This window comes from Rhodococcus sp. BH5 (assembly GCF_027583855.1).
GTDB lineage: Bacteria > Actinomycetota > Actinomycetes > Mycobacteriales > Mycobacteriaceae > Rhodococcus_F > Rhodococcus_F qingshengii.
In genome coordinates this window covers 382,454-400,370 of record NZ_JAJHVW010000003.1, presented here as the reverse complement: position 1 = coordinate 400,370, position 17,917 = coordinate 382,454, and the positions used below count along the sequence as shown (strand labels likewise).

19 protein-coding genes are annotated in these 17,917 nt (G+C 61.3%); 9 read left to right on the top strand and 10 right to left on the bottom strand.

Annotated elements, in window-relative coordinates; genetic code table 11:
• Window positions 1–499: 499 nt before the first annotated feature.
• The 6 genes from RhoBH5_RS10920 to RhoBH5_RS10895 form a co-directional block, all read right to left on the bottom strand.
• The gene (locus RhoBH5_RS10920; RefSeq protein ID WP_116057649.1) at window positions 500–1,516 is read right to left on the bottom strand and encodes a hypothetical protein; all 1,017 of its coding nucleotides are present in this window, start codon (window positions 1,514–1,516) and stop codon (window positions 500–502) included.
• 596 nt (window positions 1,517–2,112) lie between these two features.
• Window positions 2,113–3,096, bottom strand: coding sequence for an NAD(P)H-dependent flavin oxidoreductase (locus RhoBH5_RS10915; protein WP_054188349.1), 984 nt, complete (start codon window positions 3,094–3,096; stop codon window positions 2,113–2,115).
• Between the two features lie 80 nt (window positions 3,097–3,176).
• On the bottom strand, window positions 3,177–4,313 hold the full coding sequence (locus RhoBH5_RS10910; protein ID WP_270008273.1) for a CaiB/BaiF CoA transferase family protein: 1,137 nt from the start codon (window positions 4,311–4,313) through the stop codon (window positions 3,177–3,179).
• The gene (locus RhoBH5_RS10905; protein WP_054188348.1) at window positions 4,310–5,407 is read right to left on the bottom strand and encodes a hypothetical protein; all 1,098 of its coding nucleotides are present in this window, start codon (window positions 5,405–5,407) and stop codon (window positions 4,310–4,312) included. The genes RhoBH5_RS10910 and RhoBH5_RS10905 overlap by 4 nt, the downstream gene beginning before the upstream one ends.
• Window positions 5,408–5,458: 51 nt before the next feature.
• The gene (locus RhoBH5_RS10900; RefSeq protein ID WP_270008272.1) at window positions 5,459–6,415 is read right to left on the bottom strand and encodes an ABC transporter substrate-binding protein; all 957 of its coding nucleotides are present in this window, start codon (window positions 6,413–6,415) and stop codon (window positions 5,459–5,461) included.
• Window positions 6,416–6,505: 90 nt separating this feature from the next.
• Entirely contained in the window at window positions 6,506–7,255 is a 750-nt protein-coding gene (locus RhoBH5_RS10895; RefSeq protein ID WP_270008271.1) for an ABC transporter ATP-binding protein, read from the bottom strand.
• A gap of 83 nt (window positions 7,256–7,338) precedes the next feature.
• Here RhoBH5_RS10895 and RhoBH5_RS10890 point away from each other — a divergent pair, with 83 nt between their 5' ends.
• Entirely contained in the window at window positions 7,339–8,265 is a 927-nt protein-coding gene (locus RhoBH5_RS10890; protein ID WP_007735588.1) for a LysR family transcriptional regulator, read from the top strand.
• Between the two features lie 186 nt (window positions 8,266–8,451).
• Entirely contained in the window at window positions 8,452–9,312 is an 861-nt protein-coding gene (locus RhoBH5_RS10885) for an alpha/beta hydrolase family protein (protein WP_270008270.1), read from the top strand.
• 63 nt (window positions 9,313–9,375) lie between these two features.
• Here the strand turns inward: RhoBH5_RS10885 and RhoBH5_RS10880 are convergent, their stop codons facing one another.
• Together RhoBH5_RS10880 and RhoBH5_RS10875 are read right to left on the bottom strand one after the other, a co-directional pair.
• Window positions 9,376–9,864, bottom strand: a complete 489-nt coding sequence (locus RhoBH5_RS10880) for a hypothetical protein (RefSeq protein ID WP_007735590.1) — start codon at window positions 9,862–9,864, stop codon at window positions 9,376–9,378.
• 67 nt (window positions 9,865–9,931) lie between these two features.
• Window positions 9,932–10,831 carry a LysR family transcriptional regulator gene (locus tag RhoBH5_RS10875; protein ID WP_270008269.1) on the bottom strand — a complete coding sequence of 300 codons (900 nt, stop codon included), beginning with the start codon at window positions 10,829–10,831 and terminating at the stop codon, window positions 9,932–9,934.
• A gap of 119 nt (window positions 10,832–10,950) precedes the next feature.
• Between RhoBH5_RS10875 and RhoBH5_RS10870 the strand changes: the two genes are divergently transcribed.
• The 5 genes from RhoBH5_RS10870 (at window position 10,951) to RhoBH5_RS10850 (ending at window position 15,793) form a co-directional block, all read left to right on the top strand.
• Window positions 10,951–12,177, top strand: a complete 1,227-nt coding sequence (locus RhoBH5_RS10870) for an MFS transporter (RefSeq protein WP_270008268.1) — start codon at window positions 10,951–10,953, stop codon at window positions 12,175–12,177.
• A gap of 38 nt (window positions 12,178–12,215) precedes the next feature.
• Entirely contained in the window at window positions 12,216–13,676 is a 1,461-nt protein-coding gene (locus RhoBH5_RS10865) for an amidase (RefSeq protein WP_270008267.1), read from the top strand.
• A gap of 54 nt (window positions 13,677–13,730) precedes the next feature.
• Complete coding sequence (locus RhoBH5_RS10860; RefSeq protein WP_003943230.1) at window positions 13,731–14,249, top strand: MarR family winged helix-turn-helix transcriptional regulator; 519 nt, start codon at window positions 13,731–13,733, stop codon at window positions 14,247–14,249.
• Between the two features lie 121 nt (window positions 14,250–14,370).
• Entirely contained in the window at window positions 14,371–14,871 is a 501-nt protein-coding gene (locus RhoBH5_RS10855; protein WP_058227798.1) for a hypothetical protein, read from the top strand.
• Between the two features lie 55 nt (window positions 14,872–14,926).
• The gene (locus tag RhoBH5_RS10850; RefSeq protein WP_058227799.1) at window positions 14,927–15,793 is read left to right on the top strand and encodes an NmrA family NAD(P)-binding protein; all 867 of its coding nucleotides are present in this window, start codon (window positions 14,927–14,929) and stop codon (window positions 15,791–15,793) included.
• Between the two features lie 42 nt (window positions 15,794–15,835).
• Here RhoBH5_RS10850 and RhoBH5_RS10845 read toward each other — a convergent pair whose 3' ends face one another.
• Window positions 15,836–16,084: a DUF3253 domain-containing protein gene (locus RhoBH5_RS10845; protein ID WP_270008266.1), complete on the bottom strand. Its 249-nt coding sequence runs from the start codon at window positions 16,082–16,084 to the stop codon at window positions 15,836–15,838.
• A gap of 105 nt (window positions 16,085–16,189) precedes the next feature.
• Between RhoBH5_RS10845 and RhoBH5_RS10840 the strand changes: the two genes are divergently transcribed.
• Both RhoBH5_RS10840 and RhoBH5_RS10835 read left to right on the top strand, forming a co-directional pair.
• On the top strand, window positions 16,190–16,816 hold the full coding sequence (locus tag RhoBH5_RS10840; RefSeq protein ID WP_270008265.1) for a class I SAM-dependent methyltransferase: 627 nt from the start codon (window positions 16,190–16,192) through the stop codon (window positions 16,814–16,816).
• 128 nt (window positions 16,817–16,944) lie between these two features.
• Window positions 16,945–17,409, top strand: coding sequence for a hypothetical protein (locus tag RhoBH5_RS10835; RefSeq protein WP_030537166.1), 465 nt, complete (start codon window positions 16,945–16,947; stop codon window positions 17,407–17,409).
• Window positions 17,410–17,431: 22 nt separating this feature from the next.
• Here RhoBH5_RS10835 and RhoBH5_RS10830 read toward each other — a convergent pair whose 3' ends face one another.
• Window positions 17,432–17,869 carry an SRPBCC family protein gene (locus RhoBH5_RS10830; protein WP_030537167.1) on the bottom strand — a complete coding sequence of 146 codons (438 nt, stop codon included), beginning with the start codon at window positions 17,867–17,869 and terminating at the stop codon, window positions 17,432–17,434.
• Window positions 17,870–17,917: the final 48 nt, after the last annotated feature.

Genomic DNA, 17,917 nt, shown 5'->3' with positions numbered 1-17,917 from the left:
GCGCGACATGCATCGACTTCGCCGTGGAGAAGCGCCTCGAACTTTCCTTGGTCGGAACAGCGGCACTGAGGTGAACAATTATCGCGAGGCGTGCCGCGGGTCGATCCGGCTGCAAAGGGACTTGGCATATCGGGGACGAAGGTTTCTTCTTCCGAGATTCACTCCGCCGAAGCTGACCATTGCAGTCGGTCCGGCAAAGTTAGTCGAGACCCTCGGCTTCTGCTGGGGCTTCGAGACTGGGCATACCCACGGTAAATCCGCTGCCGCCGCACGACGCGAACTGTTTCTTCGACTGGATGGACCGTCAGCTAGAGGACATGATTTTCGGGGTTCGATTACGTGCGTATCGAAATGAGGTGCTGCGTTGTCTGCGTGAGCAAGGGGGCACCGAAGAGCAGAGCACGATGATGTTGCGTCACTTCGGTTCTGAGAGCGCGGTGCCACATCGGCAACCGCCCTTCTGCTTGCCGCGCCACACTCGCCGGAGGCCCTGGTCGTGTCACTCGCCCTCGACCAATGGATCTTCCAGTTCGAGAAGCGCGACCTCGTCCGGATGCAAGTTTTCGTTCGGATCCACGGACCGGGTCAACCGATCGTTTGGACCCAATTCGTCTGGCGCCTGGATGATTTGAAGACCTCGTGCCAAGATCTCGACTCGTCCACGGTTCTCGTTGCTCGTGAGATCTGCTGCGAAAGCAGCAGCTACGGCGTCGCGTGCCAGAGCCTCCGCCAGGTCCCAATCATGGATGTAATCCTCGACCGAAAGGTTCGCTTCTCGCCGGCTCAGCGCGGCCGAAGTGCATCCTTGAAAGTAGAGAGCGACCAACTCCTGAGCGCCGTCCCACTCCGCCTCCAGGCCGAGGGCTACCGTGTTCTCCCGCAACGCGGATCGAAGGTCGAGCGCGTCAGCTGCTCTCATCGGGGGTGACGCGCGCACCTTGCTCACGTACTCCTCGAACCCGATCGCGGCGACAGTCCCGACGACATCGATTACTGCGGGCCAATTCGGCCCCAGATGGCTGGCGAGGTCGACGTCCGTGATGGTTGTCGACTCGATGTGTCGGACAAGCGAATCGAGCGAACGATCTGCGTCGTCGTAGAGTCCATCTCGTTGCGCCTGACGAAGCCACTCCGCTTCTGCGACTATCGCATCTCCGGGAATCGAACCGGCGTTCTCGAAAGCTTCATCAATGGATAGCTCAGTACCGACAGCGACTTGGGGCCCCCAAGCCGCTCCGTTGACTCGCAAGAGCTGCGCAGCAGTCTGTACCACGTTCGTCAAACGAACCGATGCGTCAGAAGAGCGACGCAACGTAGCTGCGTCGGGCCTCGACGGGATGGGTTCACACGCTGGATTGTGCCGTCCACGTTCCGCTTTCGTGATGGTCTCTTCGATATTCGCAGAGGATGGGCGTGCAGCGAAGATCTTCGATACACCGATAGCACCAGCAGTAGCCACAGCGATGATCAATCCCGCTGCAACGAATTTCGCCCTCCGGGTCGGTACCGCATGCATGCTCTTGATTCCCCTTCGGTGTGCCCCGGACGATGCGAGCGAAATATCGGATTCTATCGCGAACGCTATCGGGCGCGTGAGACTTCAGTGTTCGGTCAAGCGCAAGATTGTTGCGGGGATCGGGGCGCCATAGGGAGTAGGTGCCTTGAAAGGGTTGTCAGACGACTTCGACGATCGCACAGTCGGGACGGGCGCGCCGGGCTCTCGTCCTTGCTGTATGCAGTCGAAGCCAAGAAATGTCGGTGGACGTAATGGGGGAGCTGCTGCGGGCCGACGGTGATGTTTTGGTAGCCCCATGGCCACAACGTCGAGTAGATCGTGTTCGGTGCCGATCGAAATCCTTGCGGTTGTTACTCTGATGACCGCAAGCAATTCGGAGTACACCTCCTTTCCTCGTCCTGACGTCAATGATCGTCCGGATGCACCCGAAACGATCGAACGGCGATGACAAGCCGCGAGGCGATCGCGAAGAGCTCACCGTCACCGCACGACGCATCGAGGACGAGGTGTAGGCGGCATGCGGGTCGACGAGCGCAACGGCAGGGGTCATGCGCGAAGGACTGGCCGACTGTAGCGCTCAGCGGGTTCGGACGTAGTCAGGCGCTGACCGGGTCCAGGAGGCCGGTAAGCCGTCCGGCAATCAGTGCTTCGGACTCTGCGACAATACGTTCCACCAATTCACCCACAGTGGGGACGTCGCGAATCAATCCTTGCACAGTCCCAGCCGTCCAGATGCCAGCCTCCTGGTCGCCGCTGTCGAACACCGCTCTGCCCCGCGCACCGGCCACAAGATGTCGAACGTCTTCGAATTTGCCACCACTGGAGAGGATTTCGACAACTTCTTGGCTGATGCTGTTGCGTGCTACCCGTGCGGTATTGCGTAGTGACCTGAAAATCAGTTCCGTGTCGACCTCCGAGGCAGCGACTATCGCCTCTTTGATGTTGCGGTGAATCGGAGACTCCTCGGTGCACATGAACCGTGTACCCATGTTGATGCCGTCGGCGCCGAGCGCGAGGGCCGCCACTAATCCTCGCCCATCGGCAAATCCACCGGACGCGATCATGGGAATGCTGATCCGCTCTGCTGCTGCAGCGATGAGGACGAGACCCGGTACGTCGTCTTCCCCTGGATGCCCGGCACATTCGAACCCGTCGATGCTGATGCCGTCGACGCCGAGGACTTGGGCTTTGACCGCGTGGCGGACGCTGGTGCACTTGTGGAGAACCTTGATGCCTGCGCCGTGAAAGTGCGGCAGATGGGGCGCGGGAGACGATCCAGCTGTCTCGACGACTTTCACTCCGCAGTCGATGATCACGTTGCGATACTCATCGTAGGGCGGAGGTGTGATCGTCGGGAGGATTGTGAGGTTGACCCCGAAAGGTTGATCGGTGAGCTCGCGCGTTCGGGATATTTCTCGGGCAAGATCGTCAGGTGTCGGCTGTGTCAGGGCAGTGAGCATGCCGAGCGCGCCGGCGTTTGCAACTGCCGCTACGAGTTCTGCTCTCCCCACCCATTGCATGCCGCCCTGCACGATTGGGTGGCGAACTCCGAATGTCTCGGTAAATGCGGTGGTCAGCACTGGACATCTCCTCGATGGTGCATGGCTATCTGTTTGTCAGTTACGTTGGTGCAAAGTCAATTTCGACCCGAACGGCGCATTCAGAGCGTCGATGTTGTCCACTCGTTCAAGGCCGGAACCTGTGAAAGTTCAGTTCGTGCCATCGGAGGTTCGGCGCGATAGGGCATGGCAGGCGTCAAATACTGTTCGCCATGTTCGTTGGTGCCGGGGATGAAGGTACGGTTCGCAATCACATCGTCGGCGCAAATTACCTGGTCGTAGTCACGCACAACTGCGGCAACCACTCCGGCCGCAGTGAGATGCTCTACTGCCTCAGCGGCGCTGCGGTAGCACAGCTGCTTCTCGATCGTGGCGACGAGGTCAACACGGTTTTCCACGCGCAGCGCGTTGGTGGTGAACCTCGGGTCGTCGGCCAACTCGGGTAGGTCGATCGCCTTGCACAGTTCGATCCATGCGCGCGGTTGGTATCCGCTGATCACCAGCTCGCCGTCGGCGGCGCGAAAGACGTCTGCCGCCGGTGCGACGCTTGGTTGTCCGTTCCCTTTGCGACTCATGGGCTTTCCGGATACCTGCCACTCGATCCAGTTGGCGGTCTGCAAGTGGATTGCGACGTCCAGCAGGGAGACTCGGACGGACGATCCTTTGCCGGTGCGCTCACGTCGAAGTAGCGCTGCCAGTGCCGCCTGCGCGACGACATAGCTCGTTGCATGGTCTATGACCGGTGCGCCCACACGTTGTGGCGGGCTATCCGCCTCACCCGTCACCGACATCAGTCCGCTCTCTGCTTGCGCAGCGATGTCGAGCCCCGCGCGGGTGGCGGACGGGCCTTCCGCCCCGTACCCGCTCACCGAGACGGCGATGATTTCCGGTCGCAGGCGTTGAAGTTCGGTAGAGGAGAATCCCAATCGATCGAGGGTTCCCGGGCGAAGATTGTGCAGCAAGATGTCGCTCGATGCGATCAGATCCCGAGCTCGCTGCAGATCGGCGGAGTCTTTGAGGTCGAGGCAGATTGAACGCTTTCCACGGTTGTACCCGTAGAAGATGCCGCGCGCGTAGTCGGCGTCGATTTGTCGGGCCGGTTCACCACCTGGAGGCTCGAGCTTGATGACCTCGGCGCCGAGATCGGACAACTGCTGCCCGGCGCTGGGTATTGCGATCAGTTGACCGATCTCCACTACTCGGACACCTGCCAACGGCAGGTCTACTTCGTCGGTCATCGAATGATCTCCACATGAGGCGAAGTGACATCCTCAGCGGGCTCCAGGCAGCGCGCCAACAAGATGCCTTCGGTGTGGTTGCAGGGGTTCAGTCGGTTTCTGTCGCCTTCTACTCCCCCGATTCGGATCGTCACGGTTCCATCGTCATTGCGCTCGAAGTGTGCGTCGTTGAGGTTGACGGTGTGGTCGCGGTACTCGAAGGACTCGAACCAGTGGTTGTACAGCATCACTCCGAAGTAGGTGCAGTCGGGGATGGTGAACGTAATGTCGACGGCAGTAGCGTCTTTCAGTGACCACCAGCCGGCAACGTATTGGTTGGAGCTGGTGCCGTAGAAGTCTCCCCACCCTCGCTGCTCCGAGGTCACGCGAATCTCGTTGGGAGACTGACTGAGTGTTTCGATGAGCTGAAGACTGCGTCGAAGGCTCACGTCCATGCCACGAGCAAGTTTCGTGAGGCGCTGGGTCAGCCACGCCGTGTCGAGATCGGGGCGTGCACCAGGCGGCGGACCGAGGCGCTCGATGTGGAGAACAGGATCGATCTCCGCGTTACGCGTCTTGTGATACACACGCACTACTACGTCGAAGCAGCGCTCATCCAGCCGAATGCCGCTGCGCCCCTCCAGCTCTTGTGCGACGAAGATCTCGAAGTTGCCGTCCGCGTCACACACCTTGTCGTCGATGACGATGTTGTCGGCGACCCTGTCGGTCCCAGACGCGCCCACACGATTGGCGAGGACGGCGACGTAGGGCACTGTGCCACGGTTACCGTGAATGCGATATGTCTCGTTGGGGTCGATCATCGCAGTCCAGTAGTCGACGTCGATGCCGTCTCCCCAGAACTTTCGCATCGGTGACATCAGGGTGAAGAGTTCAGGCCGGAGTACGTCTTGGCGCTCGATGTTCATCTCGGCGAGGTATCCGAACAGACGAAGTGCGTGCCGTACACCTTCGGCGCTGTCCAGCGGCGATCCGGTAGCGGCAGCGGTCGAACCGAATGTCGCAAGGCTGTCGGTGACTGCAGACCAAGCCTCGGTGAGCTGCCGGCGATCGTGCTGGGACTCGGATTGTGTTGACTGGTCAGCGAGTTGTGTCATCGTTTCTTCTCTTTCGTGGTAGACGAACTGGATTGTGTTTGGGGGCGTTGGTCAGCAGAGGGGGTCGAAGGGAACGTCTGCGTCGGACTTGCCCGAGGTCTGGTTGTTCACCCATGCGACGTTCTGGGTCCATCGGTCGGCCGAAATCTGCACAGGCCAGAGACTCTTCTGCGAAGCCCACACCTGGTTGGCTTTGTCAGCAGGAACATTCATTCGCTCGGTGAGAAGTTGAGCTCCTGCTAGCTCGTTCGCAGGATCGGCTATCCACCCTGCTGCGGCCTCGAGCGCCGCACACACGGGGGTGGCAGCATCGGATTCAGCGAATGTGGCTGTCGTGACGAGCACCGTGCCCAGGCCGTATGAACTCACGCCGTCAGAGCCCACCGGGTCTACTTCTGTAATCGCCGTCATCGGTATTCCTTGAGCGTCGAATACGGCCTGGCTGGCAGCGGTGAGAACGGCGGCATCGATGTCGCCCTTTCGTGCGAGTGGTATCTGACTCGCGGTGGGTGCCGCTGCGATGAATTGCACCGTGGAGGCGTCGATGTTTCGTTCTGCGAGAAGCTGATTGACGAATTGCTCGGCCGCGCCGCCACGTGACGGTATGGCGATCCGCTTGCCGGGCAAATCCTCGATGGTGGTGATGCCGCTGTCTTTCGTCACGGCGATGGCAAGATCGATCGACCCGTACGGGGACAGTGGCCGCAGACTCTGCCCTTGCTCTATGGCCGGCACGACGGTTCCGGGTGCACCGACCGCGAGATCGGTTGTACCGCCGATGAGACCGCTGATGAGTTCGGGCCCGTTCTTTCCGTCGATGAGCTCGACGTGGAGGCCTTCCTTGTCGAACATTCCTTGTTGGACAGCGACGTAGACAGGCAGGGACAAAGCACTCGCAGGGTAGACCCCGATGGCGACGCTACCGTCGTTCGGCCGCCCTCCCTCTCCACACGCGGAAAGCAGTAGGGCCGCTGCAATGACTGTGCCGACAAAAGGTCGAAGTTTCATGGGATTCCTGTTCCTTGATGGCTGGGCGCATCAGAAATCAAGCTGAGTTGGCTGGGCGCATCAGTAATCAAGCTGAGTTGGCTGGGCACATCAGTGGTCGAGCTGACCACGTAGCCGGTTGAAGATTTCGATGTATCGAGGTTCGGCGGTGAGGGTTTCGAGTTCGCGGGGGTGTTCGATGTCAATGCTGACGTCGTCGATCACTCGGCCGGCCCCGAGCAGCAGAACGCGGTCGGAGAGACAGATGGCTTCACCGAGGTCGTGGGTTACGAAGATGACCGTCCGGCCGACCTCGGACTGCCAAAGCTCGAGGAATTCGCGCTGTACTTCGACGCGGGTTTGCGCATCGAGGGCGGCAAACGGCTCGTCCATCAACAAGATGTCCGGATCCAGAGCCCACGTCCGGGCCAACGCGACACGCTGGCGCATCCCTTGGGACAGCTGCCAAGTCCACAGCTGTGACGCCTCGGACATTTGAACGGCCGCAAGCCAGCGCGCGGATTGAGTTCGTCTCTCCGCCTTGGGTACTCCCCTCAATTCGAGACCGTACTCCACGTTCTTCTGCGCTGTTCGCCACGGGAACAGCGCATCTCGGGCCATCATGAAGCCCATCCGAGAACGAGCGTCGAATGGTGTTGTGCCGAGGACCTCGGTTTTGCCTTCCGTCGCGTCCACCAATCCAGCGAGCGCGTTGAGCAGAGTGGTCTTTCCGCAACCGCTCCTGCCGACCAAGCTCACGAACTGTCCGCGAGGGATGGTGAGGTCGCCGATACAGTCGGAGAAGGTGTGGTGCTGTGTCGTACTCGGCCCCCGCTCACTCGTGATATCTGGATGTTCCACGGTTCGACGCCATCGCCTGCGGCACAAGCGTTTATCGAGACGACCAGCCGATTACGTGACGAAGGTGGAATGGGGAACGCCGGATGAGCAAGTTCGGAGAGTCCGCCACCCCGCGAATCGATCCGCGGCAGCTACAAGACTTCCTTGCCGTCGTCGAACACGGCAGTATCACGGCGGCAGCGGCAAATCAGTTCACGGGAACATCGAGCGTCTCTCAATCAATTGCGCGGCTCGAAAGACGGGTCGGAGGACGGCTTTTCAATCGAGGCCGGACCGGCGCGACGCTGACTGCGCGCGGACGGAATCTCATCGATCCAGCACGCGAAGCGCTGGCCGCGCTCGACCGATTAGTGGTCGAGCGCGAGTTCTTACTGTCAGCAGTCCCCCACCTCAGTGTTGCCACGACAGCGAGCCTTGCGGACGATCCCGCAGCGGTACTGCTCGGAGCGCTGCGCACGGAGGTGCCGAACCTGAGGATCACCATCTCGGATCCGCCTGGGTCGTCCGTGGCCGATGCGATTCATCCGGTCATGGCAGGCACCGCTGACGTGGCAATAATGGAGTCGCCGCCCACCGGTGTTCCCGGGACGCGCACGGTGCGCCTTCCGGACCACAAGTTGCGGCTCGTCTGCCCGCCCGGTACCCCGCCACCGGTGGACGGGGTATTCATCGGCGAAGATCTCATGCGCATCGGCTTGGTTGTCGCACCACGGTTCGAAACTTCCGATGTCTATCGCCATCTGCGGTCGATCGAACCGCGAATCGACCACGCATTCGTGATGAGGTCACAGCACCGCGATGCCTTCGCGGATTTCGCGTACGAAGGGATCGGTGCTGTCATCCTCGAACTCTCCAGTGCCGAGCGAGCATCCGAACGCGGGTGCACTGTGGGCGAGATATTCGAACTGCCCCCACGGAAGATCGCAGCCGTGGCAAGGGACGGCCAGAACACGCAGATCGTCGAACATTTCCTACGGCTGTGTGCCGAGCAATCCGCGCGGAAGCCGTAGGCCGAGGCGATCTCGACCTTGCGCTCTGGGTATTCGCGTCGCCCGGGCATCCACCGAGAACGATGATTTTGTCCACAGACACAACACTTCTGGGATAGTCCGTTTCCTGAAACAAAGCCGACGGGTTGCCTTCCCGTGAATATGTAATACACGTCACTCCGGATCAACTTCGAAAGGTTGACTTTCATGCGAAAGTCTCTGAAACATTTCGTGAATGCTGCAGCGGCGGTTGCGTTGTGCGCGACGCTAGGACTCACGGGCGCAACCGGAACAGCGGCTGCCGATGCGCCCGGCATCCCGAGCGTCGGGCACGATTGGGCGAGTGCAGGGCCGTACACGCCGAACGTCTCGATCGGGCTGGTGCACACTCTGTACTACCCGCGCCAGCTCGGCGCGCGCGGCGAGAAGCACCCTGTTGTGATCTGGGGGAACGGGACCGGTGTGCTCCCCGGTGCGTACACCTCTTTGCTGCGCCACTACGCCAGCCACGGATTCATCGTGGTCGCCGCCAATACCCCGGCAAGCAATTTCGCCATCACCGTGCGGTCGGGAATCGACCTCATCGCGGACAAAGCGGCCAGCCCGTCGAGCGTCTTCTTCGGCAAAGTCGACCTGGAACATATTGGTGCGGTGGGGCACTCGCAGGGCGGGTCTGCGGCGATCAACGCGGCGATCGACGACCGCGTCGACACCGCCGTCGCGATCCAACCAGGCCCGCTCAATGATGTCGATCTCATCGACGAGCCCGTTCTCTATCTGGCCGGCCAGGCCGACGCAATCGTTTGGCCGGCGATCGTGCGGGCGATGTACGAGGACGCAGACCACGTGCCTGCCGAGTATCTGGAACTGCGCGGCGCCACGCACTTCGGTACGGCGATCAACGGCGGCGATATGCGCGGGCCGAGCACGGCGTGGCTGCGGTACTGGCTACTTGACGATCCGAACGCTCGCACCGAGTTCTTCGGAGCGAGCTGTGGATACTGCACTGACACCCAGCAGTTCTCCGATTTCGACCGCAACGATCTGGCCATGCAGATCCCGGGGTGACGGTCAGATCCGGAGTTGTCGAAGACGAACAGCCTTCCAATCAGGTCGGCGGAGTTGCGAAGCTCAGATGACGACGTAGCCGTACATCCGTTCGCCCTGAGCCACAGCTCTGGTCGCTAGTTCGGCGAAGGCGGTCAGGAACGGCACTGAGTCCTCCGACGGTTCACTCGTCTCGTCGATTGCCCAGGCCGCCGCAGCGGCGGCGACACCGTCAGCGTTCAATTCCGCTAGTGCATCGCGTAATTCGTCGGTAACCGTGAGCACGAGGGTGTCGCCGTCGTCGCTCATCGCGACGAGTTTCCCGCAGCGTGGACCTTTTGCAACTTCGTCGTAGGGGCGAGCGGTGAGGGCTGCTTCCAGTCGGCCGAGCGCGACAACTGGATCGACGCCTTTCGCCTGCAGAACTGGAGTCCCACTCGCAGCCAACTGGACCCGCGGGCGAGAAGCTGCGTTCGCCTCCATCACCTCTGGTTCCAAGTCGACGAGTCCCGCGAGGGCAGAGGTGGCATGCTCATCCGTGCGCGCGGTGAAGTAGTCGGTGATCGCAGACATGGCGCGATCATCTCACACACGATGCATCTCAATGCCCCGGACTCCTTCCGCGACTTACTGATCGACGTCAGGAGGGACAGGTGTGCGCTTCCTCGATCGCTTTCGCGAAAGCGCGAAGTCGTGGGCTTTCGAGATCGGTACGCCACACGAGACCCAAAGCAGATTCGGGTAATCCGTTGATCGGTACGAATGTGATGTCCGAGCGCTGGCTGTATGCAGCGGTCGCAGCGCAGAGGATGAGGCCGACCTGACTGAATGCGACCTGCGACAGGCCTTCCTGAACGGTGCTCGCCCCACCCTGCGTGGGAATCGTGGCTCCGCCCGGCGTCGTGCTCGGGGAATTCACACGCTGCCAATAGTCGGGGGCGGGGCCGGTGATGGGTACGAGACAGATCTGCGCCAACTGCTCGGCGTCGATCACGCCCAGTTCGCTGAACGGGTGATGGACTGAGACGGCGAGGGTCTGGGGCTGTCGAGAAAAGACGAGCCCGGTTGTCAGTTCCGGCTCATCTACGGGGAGAAGGGCCACTGCCGCATCGATTCGCCCGGCGAGTACATCACTGAACGGATCACCCAGGGGTAATTCTTTGATGGTCACGCATGTTTGCGGATGTTGTATCTCGAAACGAGAGACAGCAGCCGCGATCGAATCGTAAATTGCTCCTTGGAAACCCACCCGAAACGGCGTCGGCGTGTTGCGTGCTCTCGATTGAGCGTCCTCGATTACTCCGACGAGCGCCCGATGGGCGGGAGCCAACGACGCAAGAAATTCGGCGCCGAACTCAGTCAGGTGAACGCGGCGACTGGTCCGCGCCACCAGGCTGGTGCCGATACGACGCTCCAATGCGCTGATCAGCTGACTCACTCGGCTCTGGGAGATGAACAGCCGCTCGCCGGTGCGACCGAAGTGCAGTTCTTCAGCGAGAACGAGGAAGCACTCGATCTCACGCATCGGGGGCTCCGACATTTTCACTCCGACCCTGGACTCATTCGACCACTCCATCATGGCTCATCGATGAATTGAGCTAATGGTTGGATGAGCGATTCGCCGTTGATCCATCGGCGTGCAGGAGCTTCTCTGGTTACATGCCCCACTCCGCATCTGCACAGAACAGCCCTGCGTCCACGTCCTCAACCCACGCACACACCATTGAGAACCACTGGGCTGCGGTCGCGCTGATCGCAGCGTCCACCTTCATCGTTGTCGCGGCAGAGATGATGCCGGTCGGGCTACTCACCCCGATCGGTGCTGCTCTGGTGGAAAGTGAAGGGACCATCGGGCTCTCACTGGCCATTACCGGATTGGTGGCAGCGGCCACTGCCCCGTTTGTGCCCATCGTGACCCGGCGCTTCGATCGTCGGTCGACGCTTATCGTTCTGATGCTTGTAGTCGCCGCGGCGAACGCCCTCACGGCCCTTGCTCCGAGCTTCGTTGTCCTCGCTGTGGCTCGCGTCCTTCTAGGCGTGAGCATGGGTGGAGTCTGGGCACTCGCCGCTAGTCTGGCACCCAAATTGGTGGGTTCCAGATCCGTCGGGTTGGCGACCACGATCATCTTCAGCGGAATCGCTGTTGCCTCAGTTCTCGGTGTCCCTGCTGGGACGTATATCGGGGCAGTCGCCGGATGGAGCGTGGCGTTCTGGACTCTCAGCTGCGCGGCGACGCTGATCGCGATCGCCATGATCGCTGTCCTACCCACGATGCCAGCTGATCGGGCCTTGTCGCTCGGGAGTCTCGTGGCGGCCTTTCGGAACCCAGGAGTCCGGGTCGGATTCGCGATTACCGCGCTCATCGTCACCGCTCATTTCGCGGCGTACACCTATGTGCGTCCGGGGCTGGAGTTCTTCGCGGGGTTGAACGCTTCGCAGGTCGGCACAATGCTCCTGATCTACGGTGCATTCGGTGTCGTCGGCAACTTCATCGCCGGGCCGTCCGCTGCAAAGTCCCCGAAGGCGGTGGTCGTCAGCCTCAGCGTGGGAATAGCGGTCACACTCGCCCTGTTTCCGATCTCGGCTACCACCTTGATCGCAGCTGCTCTGCTCATGGCGGCTTGGGGCCTCTTCTACGGTGGTGCATCGGTGAGTACTCAAACATGGATTGCACAAGCAGCTCCCGTTCACCGCGAGGCCGCTTCTGCTCTGTGGGTTGCAGTCTTCAATGCAAGCATCGCGCTCGGTGCGTTCACGGGCGGACGCATTCACGACCACTCCGGTTCCGAAACGGTCTTCTGGACAGCCGCGGGAATCGCAACTCTGGCAATGCTGCTCGCGACATTCCGCAGTCCCGTCGTGGCAAAGCGCGAACTGACAACCTAATCGCCTACACAAACCTTCATAGAGGCAGGACAACAGATATGCACCAGACACCCGCTTCGGCATTCATGGATGTGGCCGAGTTGCTCGAACGCTACCGGGACAAATCGCTTTCTCCGGTGGAAGTGCTCGAGTCCACCATCGAACGTATCGAGGCGCTCAACCCAACCTTGAACGCAGTGGGACACACATTCTTCGCTACTGCACGAGCACAAGCGAAGTCAGCGGAACGCCACTACGCCCGCGGCTCGGATGTCAGCCTTCCGCTCGCCGGTGTTCCCGTTGTGGTGAAAGAGGATGAACCGGTGCAAGGACAACCTTGGACTCAAGGGTCCAAGGTCTATGAGGATGTGATCGCCACTCACACTTCCACTTTCGTGCAGCGAATCATCGACGCCGGTGCCATCGTCCACGCGCGATCGACGGCACCCGAATTCTCCTCGGCCGCGTTCACACAGTCCGAGTTGTGGGGCGTCACTCGCAATCCGTGGAACACGAAATACTCCTCCGGTGGGTCTTCCGGTGGATCGGCAGTCGCACTTGCCACCGGTATGACGCACTTGGCTACCGGTTCCGATGTTGCAGGTTCGATCCGAACTCCGTCGTCACTCAACGGAATTGTCGGGTTCAAGCCACCGCACGGCCGTGTCCCCGTTGATCCGCCCTTCAATCTCGATCGCTACTGCCACTGCGGTCCGATGGCTCGCACCGTAAGTGATTGCCTCACACTGCAGTCGGTCATCGCGGGACCGAGCTCCACTGACATTGCCTCGCATGTGCCGGCATCGCAGTTACCTACCTTCGCAACGCGTTCGTGCGCGGGAATGCGTATTGCCGTGATTCCTGCATTAGGTGACTGGCCGGTTGATTCGGACGTCGCCGAGAACACGGCGAAGTTGGTGGACACCCTCACCGCATTGGGCGCACGCGCGGAGGTCATCGAAGTCGACCTGTCCCGCGCTGCAATCATGCGTGCGGCCGCCATTCACTACGACCACGTGTTCGGTGCTTCGATCTCTGCCGAAGCGTCCGCGCACCCCGGCAAGGTCACGGAGTACGCGAAGGAATTCGCCCGATGGGCCCGCCGCACCCGTGGTGACGCGACTTTCCTCGACGGACTCGCGATCGAAGCCGAACTGTATTCATCGGTCGGATCCCTGTTCGATACCTATGACGCGTTGATCACTCCGGCAGTGGCGACGGAGGGCTTTCTTGCCGGCGACGACTACGTGGGGCACGGAATCAATGTGGCTGGAACAGAATTGGAGTTCTACCTCGAGGCTGTACCGGCCATCACCTTCAACATCCTGAGTAGCTGCCCGGTGCTGACAATCCCCACAGGTTTCGCTCGGAACGGAATCCCCACGGGCACACAGATAGTTACGCGACCGTACGACGACCAGACGGCCTTTGCGATTGGGCTCGCCCTCGAGAAGGTCCTGCCGTATCCCGGCAATCACCCGGACTGCCATGCGGCCCCGCAGGTATTGTTCGGCGTTTGAAGCTAGCTCTGGTGGAGGGTTGACCAGAATGTAGTTAGGTGCCATATTAGTTGCATGGCAGTGGACGGAACCGATCACGACTCACCCACGTTGGATCAGGCGCGGCGGCAGTTGGAGCACTACGGCCTCGGGTCCGATCCGCAGGCGGTGCTGGTTGCGGTGCGGCTGATCTCGGCGGGCGCGCGGCTCGGTCGAGCGACCGAGGTTCACTTCGCGAGGTATGGACTGTCGACCGGCCGTTACCGACTGCTTGCGGATCTGGAAGACCACGACGGGGAGAAATCTCCCTCGCGACTGGCCGCTGATCTCGGCGTCTCGCGGGCCACGGTCACCGGCTTGGTCGATGGGCTCGAGCAGGAGGGTTTGGTCGCTCGACGTCCGTCTGCGGAGGACGGGCGTGGTGCGGTGGTCGTCCTGACTGCTCGTGGCGCTCAGCGGTTACGTGACATGGCGCCCGAACACTTTGCTCGTCTCGAGGAAATGGTCGACGAGCTCACTGTCGACGAGCGTGCGGTTTTTTTGGATCTGCTCTCGCGGGTCGTTCGCGGTATCGGTGCGCTGACTGCGGAGTAGTCAGCTGGGATTCCAAGTATTCGCGTAGCGATTCGAATCGTCGTCAATTCCCGACAGCGACTTCTCTTTTCATGCCCAAATAGTTAGCCACCTAATTATAGTCGGAAAGTTGGTCTCCTTCATGTCCGGACTCACCCCACCGATCCGTCGCGAAAACGAAAGGGAGATAACCGATTCCAATCGACTCGACCCGGTTGCCGATCGTCGCGGCGCACGACCTTTCATCCTGTGGAGAGAGGTGCTGGTCGCCTACCTTGCCCCTGCGCTGATGGCGGGTGCGGGCGGAGTCGCATCCGGCCAAGCGAGCCTGACGACGGCGGCATTTACGTCCATCGCGGGCACGTCGGCGGTGGTGGCGTTGCTGATCGGCTCCTGGTTGCAGCGTCGCGGGAGGTCACGGCCGTGGACCACGGCCCTGCCTCGCATCATGGTGGCGGCAACTCTTGCCGTCGGAGCCGCTGTGATTGCTGGTCTCGTCGGATGGTTCGCCTCCCGTTGGCTACCAGCTCACACGAGCGTAGTCGACACTGCTTGGCTTGCTCGCCTGCAACTCGATCTACCGATATCTGCCGCTGTCGCTGCCGTCATCGTCAGCTGGCGATGGCGCCGTCAGAATTCCTGACCGACAACATATGTCAACGATCCCCGGCTTCCCGGGGAAGACCGAAAGGAACACGATGATCGTCATCATGGGAGCGTCCGGAACCACAGGCGGCGCGTTGCTACGCAGTCTCGCATCCTCGGGTGTGCCGAGCCGAGCGTTGTCCCGCGACCCGGACAGGCTGCGCGCCCACCTCGGCGACTTGGCCGACGGTTTGGTCGAAGTAGTGCCGGCCGATGCCTCAGACCCAACTTCGCTGCGCACGGCTTTCGAAGGGGCCGAACAACTTTTCCTCGCCATGGCCAACGGCCTCGAACAGGTCGAGCTCGAAACGCGTGTGATCGACATCGCCGCCGAGAGCGGCGTCGAACACATCGTCAAGATCTCCGACCCCGCCGCCGCGGCCGACTCCCCCATCGCTCTCTCCCGCGGCCACCATGCCGTCGGCGAACACCTGCGTGCATCCGGGATCCGCCACACTCTGCTCCGCCCTTATGCGTTCATGCAGAATCTGTTGCTCCTGGCTCCGGCGGTGGCTGCGCAAGGGGTGATTCTGGGCGCAATGCGGGACGCGCCGTGCAACTGGATCGACTGCCGAGACATCGGTGACGTCGCCGCGGCCGTGCTCACACGCGCCGACCTCGCCGGCGGTACCTACGTCCTGACGGGTAGCGAGGCAGTCGGCTACGGCGGCATCGCCGATTCTCTGACCCGCATGCTCGATCGCCCCGTCCAATATATCGACCTGCCACCGCACGAACTGCGGCAAAACCTCGTCGATCATGCCCACATGCCTCCGTGGCTGGCCGAGCACATTCTGGAGATCCAGCAACTTGCCGTCTCGCGCCCGGAGTCACCCACCGACACGGTGGCACGTGTCCTGGGGCGTGAGCCACGAAGCCTGGATGCGTTCCTGCGTGAGCATCTGGACCGTTTCCGCTGATTCACGCTGCGAGAGCAGCGCCGCCAGAAGTTACGCGGTTGATCAACGAGCCCACCGAATCCTGATCGGACCTCGTACGGATTCCGGGTCGACGACTTCGTCGCCCTGGGTGATCTGCACTTCGCCGTCGGCCACCATGTGGCGGGCAGCCTCTCGGACGGATTCCATCAGCGGACGCCAATTGTCGGGTGCCGCTGCGCGGGCCACGTCGGAGGGGCAGATGCTCGACTCGGCCGATCGGGCATTGAGTAGTTCGCGGATCTTCGCCGCCAGTTCTTTCTCTTCCACCATATGACCTCAGTTTCCGGACGTGACCGTAGGCCTTCAACAGAGTATGAACCTTCGGTTCGGCGAGTTGTGGCGAAGGAATGGTGCACATCGATAATCATTGACGGCGTGGAGAATTCGAGTGCAACGCGCCGCGACGTAGTCCGAGAGTCGTATTCGGCCAGATCCCAGGAGTACACGGACCTCTTCGGCTCGATGGATTCGACGCACGTATCTGATCGGGACCTGGTGACCAGCTGGGCTGCCACTTTGACCGGCCCCGTACTCGACGCCGGGTGCGGGCCGGGGCAGTGGACAGACTTCCTGGCCCAGAGCGGGCTGGCTGTGAGCGGGATCGATCTCGTGCCCGAGTTCGTCGAACGAGCCCGCACCCGATACCCGGATCTTTCCTTCGAGGTCGGGGGCTTCGAGGCATTGGACGCGAAAACGAATTCACTGGGCGGCGTGCTGTCCTGGTACTCGCTCATTCACCATCACCCGCAAGATATCGAGGCACCGCTCGCTGAATTCGCGCGCGTGATCCGCCCAGGTGGTGGGTTGCTGGTGGGCTTCTTCGAAGGCGTGACCGTGGAGCCTTTTGATCACGCCGCGACGACTGGTTATCGATGGCCGGTGACCGAACTTGCCGAGGTGCTGGTCACAGCGGGCTTCGACGTGATCGAGACCCATACCCGGACGGGGAGCGGCTACAGGCCGCACGGCGCAATCACTGCCAGCCGGCGCGGCGTCGAATAGCGGATCGAGACAGCGGATCGAGACAGGGCGAGCAATTCTCTTTCATTCATTTCGTGTGAGTGGTGTGCTGGATGAGTCACTCCCCGGCTTTTTCAGCACCGGATCATCCACAGTTGAAAGAAGGCGCCATGACCACGATCCATCTTCACAAGACGACCACTGCGACGCCCGAACAGGTCCTTGCCGGCCTGACCGACTTCGGCCCGGGCCGTGAGGAAATCTTCGGCCGCAGTGCGGACAGCTACCTGAAAGTGCACCAACAAGGACCCCACGATGCTGATGTCACCGAGGGCTCCAGTGGTATCTGGGAGCGTCTGCACTACGACTGGACCGACCCGCACCGCGTCGTGATGACAACCACCGACTCCAACCTGTGGGGCGGGGCGTCGAGCCATACCTACACGCTGACCCGGCAACCGACGGGCCTGACCGATGTCGACGCCGTCGTGGTCCGGGACGGCAAGAACCTCAAGGGAAAGCTCCTGGCGTCGGTACTCGGACTCGTCGGCACCCAAGTGCTGGGAAAGTCGTTCACGAAGTCCATCGATGCCATCGAAGCTCGCAACGGTGGCGCGAGCGGCGGCAACCCATAGTGACAAGAACCTGACGGACTTGTCAGAGAGCTTCGAGGGCGTCCGTCATCTTCTTCACCGTCTCCGGTGCCACTTTGGCTTCGAATCCCGCCTTCAGGAGAGGCGACGCAATCTTGGCGGCACCGTTGAACTCGACGTTCGCGTGATACTCGATCTCGGTCGAGTTCGGACCCACCGAAGTCAAGGTGATGTCGTCGGTACTGGTGGCAGTCTTGTTCTTTCCTTCGAGAACAACGTGATTCAGCTCGTCGGTCACCAGCGTGTACGTCAGTTCCGTGGTGACGCCGAACAGCTTCGACACGTTGTGCCATTGGGTTCCGACGCCGACAGGACCGTCGGAGATCTGCGTGCAACTCTCGGTGCCCGGATCCCACGTCGGCGCATTGGCGAAGTCGCGGAGAAACGCCGCAGCCTTCTCGATCGGTACCTCGGCGGTGAATTTGCGGGTGACGTCAACCATGCGGTGGGCCTTTCGGTTCATTTTTCGGCGGTAGTGCCGAGGCGAGAC